The organism is Acinetobacter sp. YH12129, from assembly GCF_013418685.1.
GTDB classification, from domain to species: Bacteria; Pseudomonadota; Gammaproteobacteria; order Pseudomonadales; family Moraxellaceae; genus Acinetobacter; species Acinetobacter amyesii.
On record NZ_VPBP01000017.1, the window covers coordinates 1 to 15,440 of the forward strand.

Here is a 15,440-nt window from a genome sequence, read left to right on the forward strand (position 1 = left end):
CTGAGGATCAGAAAGCTTGTTTGAATCGATGTATTTCATCCGCAGATTATGCACGAATGCTAAGAAATCCGGAGTGCAAATATTAACCAAAAAGAAGATCGTTTTTTGATTTATGAAAGAGATCTAATAAACAATAATAAAGTTCTGTTAGCTCATCTACTAACTTAAGTTCTCCAATTTTAAATAGCTGTTCTTTTATAATAAGCTCAAAGTTTTCAGTATCTTTTGCATGTTTTAATTCGATCGTAAAATCAATAAACTTTGTTAAATATTCTTCACCAAGACTTTCATCATAACCATAGTTATGGCATATCACTTTCGAAAATTGAGTTTTATCCATGACCAATATAAAAACAATTTTAGGAATATCAAAGAAATGTTTAATCCTTTCAATTAATCGTATCGCAAAATCAGGCCGACAACGATCTAACCCATCAATAATAAAAACTAAAGGTTTATCTAATTTTCCAGCTAATTCAGCAAGTTCTCTCTTAAAGTCATGAATTGTTTGTTTCTCAACTTGATGATTCTCTATTTTCTTTTCGATTTTCTCCTTAACTTTTGCAGCTATTTCCTTACTTGCTGTGTCATACAACTCTTTTCCTTCTTCATATATCTCTTTAAATGCTTCTCCAGCTCCACCCAAGCCAATCCAATGCATCCCAGCTTTAGCTGCAATCATTGGTATAACAGCAGCCAACGATATTAAAACTGAAGCAGTCTTAGCATTAAAATCTTTAATTTCATTATCATCAATTTCTTTTGATTCTTTAAAAGTTTGACTTATTTCAGCGGCAATCGTTAAAAAAGGATCTTCCAAATAATCATTAGCAAATGCATCCAAATAGATCACGTTATGCTGAGTATCATCTAAATGTTTCGCCCAGTGACGAACAAACCACGTTTTTCCCTCACCCCATCGTGCATCCAAAGCAAGAACAGCTCCGCAATTTAAGCGATCGACGTAATTTGTAAGTTGCTCTCCTAAGCGACGGCGATCCCAAAGATCGCCTTCCCATGCAGTTTCAATATTCTCAAAATTATCTTTAGCCCAGTTCAATTGGTTATCTATCATTTCTATTTATATTCATCAAGTTAACTATGTATTGAGTATAGCAGTAGCGCTATAAATTAACATTTAACCCATGAGCATCTCGTAACTTGTCATAGCCTTTTCCTCAAATTCAGACTATAAAGAACTCATAAAATAAAAAGACCCACTTTTCAGGATGAATGATGACGAGAACCACTCAATTCTCAGGCATATTTATACTTGCCCTGCTGGCAGCAGTCGTCGCAACTTTTTGCGATGCGATTCATGTCTATACAAAAACACTTAGTTATCCCAACCCATTATTTTTCCATCAGGCTTGGTGGGTATTCCCCGGCTTTTTTATTGCCTTTGCTTTCATGGCATTTAGCTATATTCAACTTACACAACTACTTAAACACTATGTGATGACTCAGCTCAGTTGTCATCATGACGGCACTGCGCCCCTCGTCGAGAGCCTAATACTATTTGCCATCGTCTACATACTCAGCGGATTTGGTAATTTTCATCCCGAAGCACTTTGTTGGATTTTTTACCTGAGCTTTTTTATTCGCTGGCTATTTAGCTATGAGCGTACATGGCTACTGATATTGGCCATCATGCTTGCCATTGGTGGCATGTTCTTTGAAGGACTATTGGCTGAGTTTACTTTAGTTAAATATCGCCATGAAGATATTTACAATGTGCCGTATTGGCTCGGTGGCGTATATATGCATGGCGCATTTGCCTTACGTGCAGGTATGCGTCGTTTTGTCTATCGATGATATTTAAGATCTGATGTTACGCCTTTAAAATAATGACGTATTTTTTTAAAAAATGATTTTTAAGCCTATTCGACGGAGTCTTACATCTAGGGTTTAAATAAAGGGATTAGCCTTCAGCTGGAGGTACTCTTACGAAACGTTGTTTCTCATTCGGCAAAATGAGAAGCGTGCTTCGCAAGGAAACCATATTGCGGTGCAATGCACCTCACCGACAAAACTCGTTCACTAGCGTCAAATTATTCAAAGTATCGCAAAAAATATTTTTGAATAGATATAGTCTTGTCTCAAACACTTGCGGATGACCTTACCGCGTATCGTTCTTTTATTTGAATCAAATAGCGCTTCTGATATTACTGCTTAACATCAGTTATGATGATAAAACTTTCGATTTTAAAACGTCGAAACAAAAAAAGACCACTCAATCGGAGTGGTCTTTTTTTGAATATGGTGGCTATGACGAGACTTGAACTTGTGACCCCCGCATTATGAGTGCGGTGCTCTAACCAACTGAGCTACATAGCCTTAAACTGTGCGCGCATTATGGAGGGATATTTAAATATCGTCAAGCCCATAATGCGCGTATTTGATCAAAATTTGTTGAAGTGAACCGATAAGCCGGGTTCTGTCGAGGACGATCATTCCTCTAGGCGTACAATCACTCATACGCTCAAGCGACCTACCCGGATCCAGCATGGGCCATGCCTAAAGGATCCCTATTTGGTCTTGCTTCCGGTGGGGTTTACCATGCCGTGAACTGTTACCAGACACGCGGTGCGCTCTTACCGCACCCTTTCACCCTTACCTCCGATTTCGATTACTCGAAACCATAATGAAGGCGGTCTACTCTCTGCTGCACTTTCCGTCGGCTCACACCGCCCAGGCGTTACCTGGCACCTTGCCCTATGAAGCCCGGACTTTCCTCCCCTGCTTTAGTCACGGAGACCTATACACAGCAGCGATCGTCTGGTTCACTTCGGGGCGCATTCTAACAAATCTGACAACTAATTGCTTGATGTTTTTTGAGCAGTTAGTTTTTCGTACTTTTGTTGAAGCTGTTCCTGAGTTTCAGGATGTGCCGGATCCAATGGAATACAATCCACTGGACAGAACAACTGACACTGCGGTTTATCGTGATGCCCAACGCATTCCGTACACAAATCAGGGTTAATCTCATAAATGAGCTCCCCCATGAAAATCGCCTCATTGGGGCATACAGGTTCACAGACATCGCAGTTGATGCATTCATCAGTGATATATAAAGACACTCTACCAACCTTGCTGTTGTTTACGCTTAAAGGCTTCCACAACAGCTTGTGGTACAAACTGAGTGACATCACCATTTAAACGTGCAATTTCACGCACGAGCGTAGATGAAATAAACGAATATTGCTCTGATGGGGTTAAGAACACCGCTTCAAATTTACTATCCAAACGGCGATTCATATTTGCCAATTGAAATTCATATTCAAAATCTGAAACTGCACGTAAACCACGTAATACGGCTGTTGCTTTTTGCTCGTTAAAGAAGTTGACCAACAGCCCATCAAAACCTACAAACTCAACATTTGACAAATGACTTAAAGACTCTTGCGCTAGTGCAACACGTTCTTCCAGACTAAACACAGGGTTTTTGTGATGTCCAATTGCAATTGCCACGACAACTTCGTCAAACATGCGTGATGCACGTGTCACTAAGTCGATATGACCATTAGTAATTGGATCGAATGTGCCCGGATAAATTACACGAGTTTTAGACATCCAGTTGTACTCTGTTATTTTGTAGACGGGTATTTTAACAAAATCTTGATTTATAGGTGAAGTCAGCTTGTAAATTTAAAAACTTCATCTTATTCAAAGTTCGGGTACAATAGTGCTAAGTTTGGAAGTTTTTGATTATGACGAAAGCAGTAGTTAAAAAAAATAGTAGCAGTACGATTGCCCTAAATAAGCGTGCGCGTCACGATTATTTCATTGAAGAAAAATTTGAAGCGGGTCTTTCATTACAAGGCTGGGAAGTCAAATCAATGCGTGCGGGTCGTATGACTATCGTAGAGAGCTATATTACGTTTAAAAATGGTGAAGCATTTTTATTCGGCGCTCAAGTGCAACCTTTACTGAGTGCTTCGACACATGTGGTGCCTGAAGCAACACGTACACGTAAATTATTGCTGAACCGCCGTGAAATTGAAAAACTACAAGGTGCGATTAACCAAAAAGGTTATTCATGTGTGCCTTTGGCATGTTACTGGAAAGGTCCTCATGCCAAACTTGAAATCGCCCTAGTAAAAGGTAAGCAGCTTCACGACAAGCGTGCGACGGAAAAAGACCGTGATTGGCAGCGCGATAAAGCCCGTATTTTTCATAAATAAGTTCAATAAAAAAACCTCCAAAATGGAGGTTTTTTTATGGTTAAGCGTCCTCACTTATCCATCTTCCACGAAGGGTACCTATTTTTGCGGAAGGGTGGATTATGCTTTTATCAGGATTTACAAGCCGTACCGAGCCTTGAGGTAAACCATAATAAAGTTCAATACTTCTTTGAATTTTTCTTACTCTTGCGTCACTTCTTGCTGCTCGTTGTCGCATAGCACCATGACGGTCAATGGTTTTTTTCTTAGCAATATTTATTTCTGCTGTAAGGTGATCAAAGACAACTGCCTCTTTATCAACTTCTACATCAACAGCATTCAATACCTCTTGCTCACCAATTTCTAATAAGGCTTCGAAAGTTTCAAGTTCACCATTTTCTTCCCAGTTACCCGTAAAGTATTCCCAAGAGTCATCTTCAAATGCACCTGTCAATTTATAAGCAAACTCTTCCTCTAAACCATCCTGATAACGATATTGAATTAAACCCGAAGCGACCTGTTCCTCTAATGAAAGGTGCAACTCAATTTTTCCTGAAAAGTAACGCCCATATTCAGTCGATTTACCTTCAAATAATAAAAATATTCTGTCATCTTTACTTGTTAATTTTACTGAACTAGATGGATAATTTTCCCAAAAAATTTCATTCATAATCTACACAACACCAATTGCTTCATTGTTAAATTTATTTTTCGCAGATGTTACAATTGCGTCGAAATACGGATGTGCTTGCTGTAATTTTTTTAATGCGATTTCAAAAGGTTCTAAAGCATCTTCAATTGTTTCATTTTTATAATTTTCAATTAGTTTTTCTGGATCAATTCCATCAATAATTAAGTACCAACTTCCTTGCTTTGCATTATATTTAAAGCCAAATTCTTCAATTTGCTGATACATTTGATTACTTTCACTCGCAAAATCCTTCCAATCTTTTACCGTACATTTTATAAAATTTTCTCTCCAAGGATAAAAATTGAAAACCAACTTCTCTTTATCATTTTTTAGTAAAGCCGTTAAAAACCATTCCGTCGAATCTCCACCAGTTTCATCACTTTCATAGCCTAAAAAGTATCTCGCATAAAACTGCTGGTGTTTAAAGGTATCACCATTTGTTACTCGCCATTTTTCAGGTGCAAATTGGCTATAACAGTTATCATAAAAATTAAATACTCCCTCCCATTTATCTTCAAAATCGTCGATAAAATTATGTATTTTACTGTCTAAAGCTGCACATATTTTTTCAGAAATTTCACCTTCTAATAGTTTTTTTGCATCCTCCAAATATTCAATATTCTTGATGATAAGTTCCACTGCTTGCATATTGTTCATTTGATTCTCCTAATTTCAATTTTTTAAAACATTTTTGTATGATCAGCAAACTGGCTTAATAGCCATAGGCTTCGATTATTTAAGTTCTGACTATTGGCATATTTTTTAAATGCTTTAGCCATTCTTCCCCATGAAAGCCCACGTAACCCCTCAGCATTATCTAAATAATCTGTTGGTAGCTTTCCATCTTTTGTTAAATAAACGATTAACCAAGGTCTTCCTGCAGCTTTTTTCTTTGCAATTCCTCTATAACGCTCTAATTGCTGAAAACTCTCATTTGCATGAATTTTTATTTCAATAAATAATAGAAACTCTAGAGCATCAATTTCTATATCCACTCTACTTTCTAAATTACCTAACGGACAACATTCTTCGATAGTAGAATAAAATTCTGATTGAAAATCACAAAAAGGAGCTTCTAACAGTTTCAAAAATTGTAATAGTATCTTATTACCTTGACCATGATCACCACTACAATCTAGAAACCATTTCAAAACCTTTGAATTACGAACTTCATCACTGCCTAAACCTGAATTTTTCCAGACATTTAGTAATAAGCCTGCTTCTCTAGCTTCTAGAACAGGAAATAAGGCTTTCTTATAGGCATCAAAAAACCTGCTTAAATTCAAATGATCAACACTGATGACTTTTTCAGGTGTTGGTATATCAAGACTTATCTTTTGCCAAGCTTTAAAAAAAGCTTCTAACTGTTTCGAACAATTCTGTTCTTTAGCAGAAACTATTTCAGTTTCCATTAAACATACACTATGTGTTAAAAAATTCTCAGAGGAATTTTTCGCTATATCCTGAAATTCCAATTATACCCCCAACATTCTAAATCGTTTTTAAATTAATAATTTTGCCTTCTTTTCAATTAAATCAAATATATCTAAAGCCTGATATATTTTTTTAAAGGCATCTTTAACAGGATCCAGTGAACCTATAAATTCTTTATTCTCAAAATCCGTAGCGACTTGAACTGGATCAAGAGTTTCAATAATTAAATACCAATAACCTTCACTTTCATTTAATTTAAAACCAAATGTTGTGAGCTCACCGTATTGCTGAATAAGTTCATTCCTCTTTTTTTTCCAACTCCTTGCTTTTGAAATGCATGTTTGTTGATCATTCTTGTATATCATGTTTTTATTTAAATGAAATTGAATACAAACAAAACCATTTGTATGATTAAAAAAATTTACCGTTGGTAAACGATTTCCGTTATTTGCAAAATAATCATCCAAATAAACTTCTTTTTTATCATGATTCTGAATCGTTAACTTAAAAAATGCATAGCACTCATCTATATTTAAATGTTGGTGATTTGTTTGAATATTACTCCCCAAAATCGGAGAAAACCAAATTTCTTTATACTCAAAGTTTGCGCAGACATCCCATCTAACCGTATGCCAGCGCACATCAGGGTATCGTTTATTTTGATCATTACGGATCAACTGTTCTATTGCTAAATATAAATTTTCACTAAGCACTTCTTCTATCAAATAACATGAGTTTACTAATTCAGATAAATGAAGAAGTTGGTTAATCATAGATATTTTTGAAGACATTACTCATAATCTCCAAAATTTAATTGGTTAAAAACTTCATGCTTTTCAGCTGCTCTCATTATCCGATCCGCAACTTCCTCCTTTAATTCATCGGGTCCTATAATTTGTATATACTCAGCATTTTGAATTAACCAATCCATACGGCTCATTGTAAAAATACAACTTGTATTTAATTCATAATAACCTTCATCTATTTTTACTATAGATTGACAATCACCCAAAGGATTACGCGTCAGCTCATCCAATAATATTTCTTGAAACACAAAAAAAATGTCAATTTCTTCACGGTTAAAATAGGCATCTTCAAACTCGCGTTTTTCAATTAAATCATCTAAATCATATGCATCTATATCAATTGCTATTTTCTCAGGAACTATTTCTAAAAATTCAAAATTTAAAATATTAAATGTTCTTAATACACTTTTTTTAGAATCTATTTTACTTGCCATCAAATATGGTTTTTGCCCAAATTGGACAATTCCTTGTGGCTTTAACGTATAGTTTCCTATTTGCTGCGTACCTTCTTTTCGATATTTTGCTTTAAGCCAAACATCACCTTGTAATAATGCTTTATAAACTAACTGTTGAATTTCGATATGATGTTGCGCTTTCTCTATCTCCCCATATCCATCAGGAATAAATCGCACACGCTTATTCCAGCCATTCAATTTTGTATTTTGCTGAAGTTGCAATTCAGCAGACTGAAAAAAACCCTCAACTTTTGTATAAATTTCATCAGGCAGACTATGATGTAAATATTCATTTGCCATAACCAAAATAAGTGCTAGCTCTTTAGACATTGGCTCTATACACGCATCTTGGCTGAGCTGATAAGTTGCAGGTTGATTTCCTTTGCCCGCTTTTAAAATAAGTTCTCCAGAAATTAAAAGTTCTGGTAATAAATCAAGATCTCTCCGTATAGCTTTTATTAATGAAAGTTCATCAATACATTCTGAATAGTTACTACTGACTTTTTTCTTTAATGTAGATATAGAAACCTGTTCTTGAGGAAATCTCGGAATTATCTTATATAAAGCTAATATTCTATTTATCAATTTAGATTGTATTTTTTTCATTGTACTCAGATATGCTCATCAAGTTAAAAATGAGCATATCAACTTTGTGAGACAAATGATGTCTCACAAATAATTTTTAGCAGAATTTCAACCCACCAAAACAGTTTGTTCGAACTTCCTGATTCCCCAAGACCTGATTTTTTAAAGTTAAATTGGCCGCACCGGCATTGCTGAGGCTAATTGAACCGACATTTTTATAAATCGGTAGACCAAATGCTGCACCAACAGCAGAACCTAAGGGAATATAAATCGGTTCATTGGTTAAAATTTGCGATACTTTTTGTGCAACTTGTGGCAAGACGCCTGAAATATCTACTTCAGATGTTGGATTTAATTTGCCAATATTAATCGGGTCTTTAAATGACATCCACCAACCTGTACGTGCAATATCATCTGCATTGGCATCTGGCCAACTGATATCTTGAGATTGAAGCGATAAATAACCTGCTGTGCCATTTAATGGAATGTTATGAATCATATTTAAGGCTTGCTCAAAGGTAATGTTCATTTTCAAACCATCAATTGATGAACCCGAATCCATAAAGAACTGCGCCCCTTCTACCCATAACAAATTACGGTCAAGTTTGACCTGCAAACTACCACTATCACGGTTGAGTTGAATCGACGGTACAGTCGCACTGATATTTTTGGCAACGGCTTGAGTTTGTCGTTTTCCGTTGATGGTAATTTCAGGGACGGTAAACGGCACATTCATTGAAGGAATTTTTAATCCTTGACTATTTTCAGGTTGGCTGACAAAGCTACGATCATTGTTCCAAATCGTATTAATCACCAAGTTACCGGATAAAGTCTCGCCACTGCTATCCCCAAAGATCGCGGCTTGGGTCTTTGCTGTCCCTGTAGTCGGTGCAATTTTCATATAACCGCTCAGTGACTTAATCCCGTCTGTCGGCACACCCGTGTTTTGAATACCAGTGGTCAGTAAACCTGTAATTGATTCAGCACTGACACGAAAGCCTTTAACTTCGCGTAAAGCGGCTTGTTTAGGGTTTTTAATTGCAAATTCAATAAATGGATTTTTTAGTTTGGCACTTGTTGACGCTCGATCACCATTAAAGACGGGATTACCATTGGCATCGGTCAACGTTACATTACCACTCAGCGCTAGATGACGAATATCAATATCACAGCCATTTGACCCATTTACCCCACCACAGCCGAGTTGCAAACTTTTGACATTGACGTTCAAATCCATGACGGCATCTAAACTGAGTTTGTAGAAACCAATATTTTCATCGACCATTTGTTGGTTGACCAAAATAGGATCGGTATAGGACATATTCATCAATGCCGCACCATTGATGGCAGACAATTCTTCATCGGCTAATCCCACCAAGCCTTCTGCTGCAAAAACAACGTCAGAAACACATAAGGTCAATGCCATTACTATTGTTTAATCCTTTTTAATATTTACCACTCATCCAGAGTGAAATTTATGAGAAGATTAAATCAATAGCTTTGGCGCAAATGAATGGTAATATGTGACTCACATCACATATTAGTTATACGAAATGCCAATTTTCACAGATTTTAGGCCAATAAAAAACCCCAGTAATATTTCCATCACTAGGGTTTTCAAAGATTTATAAATGATAGTTCAAATAATTTATTTACAAATTAATTAACTTTATTTAACAACAACCCCAGATATTCACCAAACCAAATGGCGGTTTCTAAATCGCCCGTAGGTGGAGTGACTTCAACAGGCGCATTATCAGATTGTGTCATCAAACCTAAAAAGCTCGACATCCGATTTAAATCTGTTGTGCTCCGTCCAGTTGGCATCAATGGAAGACCACTCCACAACATGCCGTGCTGCATGGCAAATAAATTAATTTGCTGCAATACTGCCAATTTATCACCACTTAAGCCGCCACCATTGGTAAAACCAGCAGCCAACTTGCCTTGCCATGTCCGTGCTAACCAGCGTTTAGATGATTGCTCCATGAATAATTTCATTGCCGCACTCATACTGCCCATATAGGTTGGGCATCCAAAAACGATGGCATCTGCACTGTCCAATTCGTCCCAATCCACATGCTCTACATTCATGAGATGGACTTTTACACCGGCTTTTTCTGCACCTTGTACAATGAAATTCGCCACTTTGGCAGTGTGCCCATAGGGACTGTGGTAAACAACAGCAAGAGATTTAGCAGTCAAAGACATAACATTTAAAAGTCGATAGATTCAGTCAAGTTTAGCATTTTCAAAGCATAAAGACGAATGTTGCCATACGTCCTGTTTTCGCTTCTCGGCGATAAGAAAAATATTCTTCAGCTTGCAAAAAGGTACATTGGTCGCCACCGGTTACAGCTTTAACCCCATGTAATGCAAGAATATAACGCGCTATCGCATAAAGATCAGCATAATATTTGCCTTCCTTTACACCAGCTTTAAATGCACTTTCAAGTTCTGGGTATTTGGAACAAAAGGCAGCTTTGACTTCTGTGCCAATTTCAAAACTCTCTTGGCAAATGGCTGCCCCCAACCAAGCCCATGTTGGCTGAGTGTGCATGGCTGCAATGGTGTTTTCCACAATACCATTAGCCAGACCCTTCCAACCTGCATGCAGATTGGCAACTTCAGTCCCGTCAGCATTACCCAAAACCACGGGTAAGCAGTCTGCAGTCATCATCATCAGGGCATGGTGTTTAGACTGCGTGACCATACCATCGCCTTCAGGTGCAACAAAGTTGATCTGTTCATCAATGCGATGGCAAAGCGTACTGTGTGTTTGGTTCATCCAACTGATTTTATTCACGCCATATTCAGCAAAGTCTTTGAGCAATTGCATCCGGTGCTTTTGCACACGCGCTGCATCATCACCTACATGCAATGCCAGATTAAATCCTGCCAGCTCAGGCTGTTCAGCGGGTTGCGTCTGATCATGATGAACTCGAGTTTGTCCCACAAAAACACCCTGTGGAAGTCCCTGAACAAATTGCATGTTGCCGTCCTTTTCTATCTATGGCGTGTAAATCAGTTTTAAAACTTAATACGCTTTGTTTTCGCTACGTAAAACTTCAACCAATTGATTAAAGTCTTCAGGCCATGGTGCTTCAAACATCATGTCTTCTCCTGTACGTGGATGAACGAGACCCAATTTAACCGCATGTAAGGCTTGACGTTTAAAGCCACGTAAAGTGTCATCTAATAACATCGACGCGCCTGCAGGCATACGTACACGTGGTACATACACTTGATCGCCAACGAGACCATGACCGATATAAGTGAAATGCACACGAATTTGATGAGTACGACCCGTTTCTAGACGTGCTTGAACGCGGGTAAAGTTTTGGAAACGTTCTTTCACATTGTAGTGAGTCACCGCATCTTTACCGCCCGGCAAGACTGCCATTTTGATGCGATCAACAGGATGACGTTTAATCGGCTCATCCACTGTACCGCCAGCAATAATGTTGCCATATACGATCAAATCGTAAATACGGTAAACCGATTTCTTCGCCAATTGCTTACTTAAAGAAAATTGGGATTCGAGGTTTTTCGCAACCACCAACAGACCTGAGGTGTCTTTATCAATACGATGCACCAAACCTGCACGGGTCAACTCTGAAGATTTTGGGTAGTGGTGCAAAATTGCATTCACCAATGTGCCTGTACTGTTTCCAGCGCCTGGATGAACAACCATACCGACAGGTTTATTAATCACCATAATATCGTCATCTTCATAGACAATATTAAGTGGAATATCTTCAGGTAAGCTACGGGTTTGTGCTTCTAACTCGACGTCTAAAGTCAGTAACTCTGTTCCTTCGCATTTGTACTTTGGTTTCACAGTGTTACCATTGACCAACAAATGGCCCTCTTTGAGCCACTGTTTTAGCTTTTCACGAGAAAAATCAGTCCAAACCAGTGCTGAAACCTGATCAATACGTTGTCCTAAATAGCTTTCATCCAATTGAAATTGCAACGATAAACGTGTTGCAGTTGAGTCTGAAGTATGGTTATCTGCATCCTCAGAATCTTCAAGTAAATTGAAATCAGTTTCAGGGAAATTAGAATTGGAAGATTGTGCTTGACTCATTTGCTCATTCAGACAAAAGTGGTTTAATAGTTCAATTGTAGCTCATTGCCCGTATTAACAGAGGAATTTTTATGTCGCTACCAAAATATAAAATGACAATGCTTGCTCTAACAATAGGCATTGCATCGGCAATGGTAGGCTGTAGCAGTAATCCAAAGAAAGAAGTGGTCGACACAGGTCCACAATCAAGCGAACAGATTTATATCGAAAAAGCACAAAAAGCGCTTGAACGTAACCAATATACAGATGCAGCAAAACACCTTGAAGCTCTAGAGACCTACTACCCTACAGGTAACTATGCGCAGCAAGCACAACTTGAACTATTGTATGTAAAGTTTCAGCAAAAAGACTATGAAGGTGCGATTGCACTTGCAGACCGTTTTATTCGTATGAACCCACAACATCCGCAAGTTGATTATGCGTACTACGTGCGTGGTGTTTCAAACATGGAGCAAAACTACAACGGTTTACTTCGCTATACTTCTTTAAAGCAATCGCATCGTGATGTGAGCTATCTCAAAGTGGCTTATCAAAACTTTGTCGACTTTATCCGTCGCTACCCATCGAGCGAATATGCAGTCGATGCCGCACAACGTATGAAGTTCATCAGTCAAGAATTGGCTGAAAGCGAAATGAATGCGGCACGTTTTAATGTGAAGCGTAAAGCATGGTTAGCTGCTGTTGAACGTTCACTTTGGGTGATCGAACATTATCCGCAAGCACCGCAAGTTCCAGAAGCTCTAGCGACTGTAGCCTATGGTTACGACAAACTTGGTGATAAAACCACGTCTCAGCAATACATTGAAGTACTTAAACTGAACTATCCAAAACTTGTGAAGTCAGACGGTACGGTCAATATGCGTGCTGCACGTAGTGAAGGCAGCTTCCTTAACCGTGCAACTTTGGGTATTTTCGGTAAAGAAGCACAGACGATGTCTGAGCAAACCTCTACAGACGTAGTTGAAACCGATGAAGAAAAACGCAGTTTAACCAATCGTTTAAGCTTTGGCTTATTGGATCGTCCTCATAGCGAAAAAACTGAGTCGTCAGAATAAGCTGAATAATATAGTCGCAACGAAGGTCGATTTTTCACAAAGGGCAAGTTAGAATACTTGCCCTTTTATCTTTTCAGGATCTACAGATTCGGTTAGATTAAAAGGTATACAATAGTTCGATGGACGATGCTGTACTGCATCTCCACCTGAACTTACAGCATTGCTGATTTCAACATATTTCACGAACTGCCCAAATTCAATAGATAGACAGATAAAACAGCATGGCCATTCCTCAACATACAATTGATCAAATTTTAGATCGCACCGATATTGTCGATGTGATTGGTCAATTTGTGAAATTGAAAAAGACTGGACGCACCTACTCAGGATGCTGCCCATTCCATCAGGAAAAATCGCCATCTTTCCATGTCTATCGTGATAAACAATATTTTCACTGCTTTGGTTGTCAGGCCAATGGTAATGCCATCCGTTTTTTAATGGATATTGGTAGCCGTAACTTCATCGAAGTAATGAAGGATTTATCTAGCCAAACGGGTATTGAACTACCGAAAGACAATAACGATTCCAATAAACTCAAATATAAACGCGAATCTAAACCAAAACCTGTACAAAAACCTGCAATCGAAGCAAAAGCTCTGCCGCACAAAACAGGCGAAACCGATACAAATCCTGCTGCAGTAAATTTCGAACACGACCCATTTGCTGAGTTTCAAAATAACGAAGATGCGTTTTATGGGAACGATCCCTTTGCTCACTTTGACCAAGTTACCAATGGTTTTGAAGATGTGCCGCAAGACGGAAACTTATATGACTTGCTGGAAAATGTCGCACAGTTTTATGAGCAACAACTTCCGCTCAGTCCAATCGGGCAAGCTTATTTTAAACAACGGGGTCTCAGTGCAGACACCATTGCCTATTGGCGTTTAGGCTATGCCCCTGAAGATTGGCAACATTTAGAAAAAGCCTTTCCACAAGATATCGAAGGACTCAAACTTCTCGGTTTGATTCGAACCAGTGACAGTGGTCGTGACTTTGACCTACTGCGCGAGCGGGTGATTTTCCCGATTCGAGATGCGAAAGGTCGTGTGGTCGGTTTTGGTGGTCGTGCCCTAAATGATGAAATCAAACCGAAGTATATCAACTCTCCAGACTCTGAAGTTTTCCATAAAAACCAGTTACTTTATGGTTTATATGAAGGCCGTAAACAAAAAGCCCAAGACTGGTTAATGGTCGAAGGTTATATGGATGTCATTGCCCTTCAGCAATATGGCATTCATGGCGCTGTAGCAACTCTTGGGACAGCCAGTAATACAGAACATTTAAACATTTTATTTAAGCAAAATAGCCGTATTACCATTGCATTTGATGGTGATGCCGCGGGTCAAAAAGCAGCTCGTCGTACGCTTGAAATTGCCCTGCCATTACTGAATGATGGACGAGAACTTAAATTCTTTGTTTTGCCGAATGACCATGACCCAGATTCATTGATCCGTCGTGAAGGTATCGAAAATTTTCGACGTTTATTGGACACCTCACCGCTACTTTCTGAATTTGTTTTTGCACATTTAACGCAAAATCATAATGTTGCTTCGCCTGAAGGTAAAAGTCAGGTGATGGGTGAACTGAGACAACTGACTGAACTGTTACCGAAAGGTGGTTCATATCGTTATTTGCTACAACAATATTTCCGTGAAAAATTAGGGTTTAGCCGAAAGTGGCAGCCTCAAGTCAATAATGATGCGTCTCTGAGCTTTAGTACAAAAATTGATGCTGAAGAATATGTGATTGCGATTTTAATCAATCATCCTTATCTCTACATTCATTTTGAGCCTTTACGCGCCTTAGTTTCACAAGATCTCTTGCTTTATCACGTTTTAAATATTTTCAATGTGATTTTTGATGAATTGCCTGATGACCCAGAGTTATCGACCTATTATGTACTCGGTGCTTGCGCAGCACATCATCATGAATTACAACATATTTTAGAGCATGCCAATATCAGTGACTATACATCATCACCTGAACAAGCAGATAAACTCGCAGCAGATTTATCGACAAAATTGCAATATCAATTCTTACAACTCAAGATCAAGTCGAATAAGTTTTCTAGCCTTGCAGAAATGCGTAATTTAAAACAACGTATTTATGATATTGATAAAAAAAGATCGCTCACACTCCTTGAAGATTAAGTTTTAACTTC

General features: G+C 38.2%; 16 protein-coding genes, 1 tRNA gene and 1 other RNA gene. 4 read left to right on the forward strand and 14 right to left on the reverse strand.

Features of this window, described 5'->3' with window-relative positions; all coding sequences use genetic code 11:
- Nucleotides 1–82 precede the first annotated feature (82 nt).
- Nucleotides 83–1,060 (reverse strand): P-loop NTPase fold protein, encoded by a 978-nt coding sequence (locus FTU65_RS09855; RefSeq protein WP_306670473.1) that lies wholly within the window; start codon nt 1,058–1,060, stop codon nt 83–85.
- A 176-nt stretch (nt 1,061–1,236) separates the two neighbouring features.
- Between FTU65_RS09855 and FTU65_RS09860 the strand changes: the two genes are divergently transcribed.
- Nucleotides 1,237–1,815 (forward strand): hypothetical protein, encoded by a 579-nt coding sequence (locus FTU65_RS09860; protein ID WP_180011572.1) that lies wholly within the window; start codon nt 1,237–1,239, stop codon nt 1,813–1,815.
- A gap of 445 nt (nt 1,816–2,260) precedes the next feature.
- On the opposite strand, the gene FTU65_RS09865 is transcribed toward FTU65_RS09860, so the two are convergent.
- The 4 genes from FTU65_RS09865 to coaD form a co-directional block, all read right to left on the reverse strand.
- Nucleotides 2,261–2,337 (reverse strand) — tRNA-Met (locus FTU65_RS09865).
- Between the two features lie 73 nt (nt 2,338–2,410).
- An RNA gene (gene rnpB / locus FTU65_RS09870) (RNase P RNA component class A) lies at nt 2,411–2,790 on the reverse strand.
- A 26-nt stretch (nt 2,791–2,816) separates the two neighbouring features.
- Complete coding sequence (locus tag FTU65_RS09875) at nt 2,817–3,080, reverse strand: YfhL family 4Fe-4S dicluster ferredoxin (protein WP_078191349.1); 264 nt, start codon at nt 3,078–3,080, stop codon at nt 2,817–2,819.
- 1 nt (nt 3,081) lies between these two features.
- Nucleotides 3,082–3,573, reverse strand: a complete 492-nt coding sequence (gene coaD / locus FTU65_RS09880; RefSeq protein ID WP_078191350.1) for a pantetheine-phosphate adenylyltransferase — start codon at nt 3,571–3,573, stop codon at nt 3,082–3,084.
- A gap of 137 nt (nt 3,574–3,710) precedes the next feature.
- Here coaD and smpB point away from each other — a divergent pair, with 137 nt between their 5' ends.
- A complete protein-coding gene (smpB, locus tag FTU65_RS09885) occupies nt 3,711–4,184 on the forward strand; it encodes an SsrA-binding protein SmpB (RefSeq protein WP_078191351.1) in 474 nt (157 codons plus the stop codon).
- Between the two features lie 40 nt (nt 4,185–4,224).
- On the opposite strand, the gene FTU65_RS09890 is transcribed toward smpB, so the two are convergent.
- The 9 genes from FTU65_RS09890 to rluD all read right to left on the reverse strand — a co-directional run bounded on the left by FTU65_RS09890 (nt 4,225) and on the right by rluD (nt 12,224).
- Entirely contained in the window at nt 4,225–4,833 is a 609-nt protein-coding gene (locus FTU65_RS09890) for a hypothetical protein (protein ID WP_180011566.1), read from the reverse strand.
- 3 nt (nt 4,834–4,836) lie between these two features.
- Complete coding sequence (locus FTU65_RS09895) at nt 4,837–5,511, reverse strand: hypothetical protein (protein ID WP_180011564.1); 675 nt, start codon at nt 5,509–5,511, stop codon at nt 4,837–4,839.
- Nucleotides 5,512–5,534: 23 nt separating this feature from the next.
- Nucleotides 5,535–6,329 carry a PD-(D/E)XK nuclease family protein gene (locus tag FTU65_RS09900; protein WP_180011563.1) on the reverse strand — a complete coding sequence of 265 codons (795 nt, stop codon included), beginning with the start codon at nt 6,327–6,329 and terminating at the stop codon, nt 5,535–5,537.
- Between the two features lie 27 nt (nt 6,330–6,356).
- Nucleotides 6,357–7,079, reverse strand: a complete 723-nt coding sequence (locus FTU65_RS09905) for a hypothetical protein (RefSeq protein WP_180007597.1) — start codon at nt 7,077–7,079, stop codon at nt 6,357–6,359.
- The gene (locus tag FTU65_RS09910) at nt 7,079–8,155 is read right to left on the reverse strand and encodes a YafY family protein (RefSeq protein WP_180065824.1); all 1,077 of its coding nucleotides are present in this window, start codon (nt 8,153–8,155) and stop codon (nt 7,079–7,081) included. The genes FTU65_RS09905 and FTU65_RS09910 overlap by 1 nt, the downstream gene beginning before the upstream one ends.
- Before the next feature lie 76 nt (nt 8,156–8,231).
- A complete protein-coding gene (locus tag FTU65_RS09915) occupies nt 8,232–9,560 on the reverse strand; it encodes a hypothetical protein (RefSeq protein WP_180065826.1) in 1,329 nt (442 codons plus the stop codon).
- 233 nt (nt 9,561–9,793) lie between these two features.
- Nucleotides 9,794–10,345, reverse strand: a complete 552-nt coding sequence (locus FTU65_RS09920) for a flavodoxin family protein (protein ID WP_180059759.1) — start codon at nt 10,343–10,345, stop codon at nt 9,794–9,796.
- Nucleotides 10,346–10,385: 40 nt separating this feature from the next.
- Nucleotides 10,386–11,126, reverse strand: coding sequence for a peptidoglycan editing factor PgeF (pgeF, locus tag FTU65_RS09925; RefSeq protein WP_180065827.1), 741 nt, complete (start codon nt 11,124–11,126; stop codon nt 10,386–10,388).
- 45 nt (nt 11,127–11,171) lie between these two features.
- Nucleotides 11,172–12,224, reverse strand: coding sequence for a 23S rRNA pseudouridine(1911/1915/1917) synthase RluD (gene rluD, locus FTU65_RS09930; RefSeq protein ID WP_078191355.1), 1,053 nt, complete (start codon nt 12,222–12,224; stop codon nt 11,172–11,174).
- Between the two features lie 71 nt (nt 12,225–12,295).
- Between rluD and FTU65_RS09935 the strand changes: the two genes are divergently transcribed.
- Both FTU65_RS09935 and FTU65_RS09940 read left to right on the forward strand, forming a co-directional pair.
- Complete coding sequence (locus FTU65_RS09935) at nt 12,296–13,279, forward strand: outer membrane protein assembly factor BamD (RefSeq protein ID WP_180065829.1); 984 nt, start codon at nt 12,296–12,298, stop codon at nt 13,277–13,279.
- 221 nt (nt 13,280–13,500) lie between these two features.
- Nucleotides 13,501–15,429, forward strand: coding sequence for a DNA primase (locus FTU65_RS09940; RefSeq protein WP_180065831.1), 1,929 nt, complete (start codon nt 13,501–13,503; stop codon nt 15,427–15,429).
- Nucleotides 15,430–15,440 lie beyond the last annotated feature (11 nt).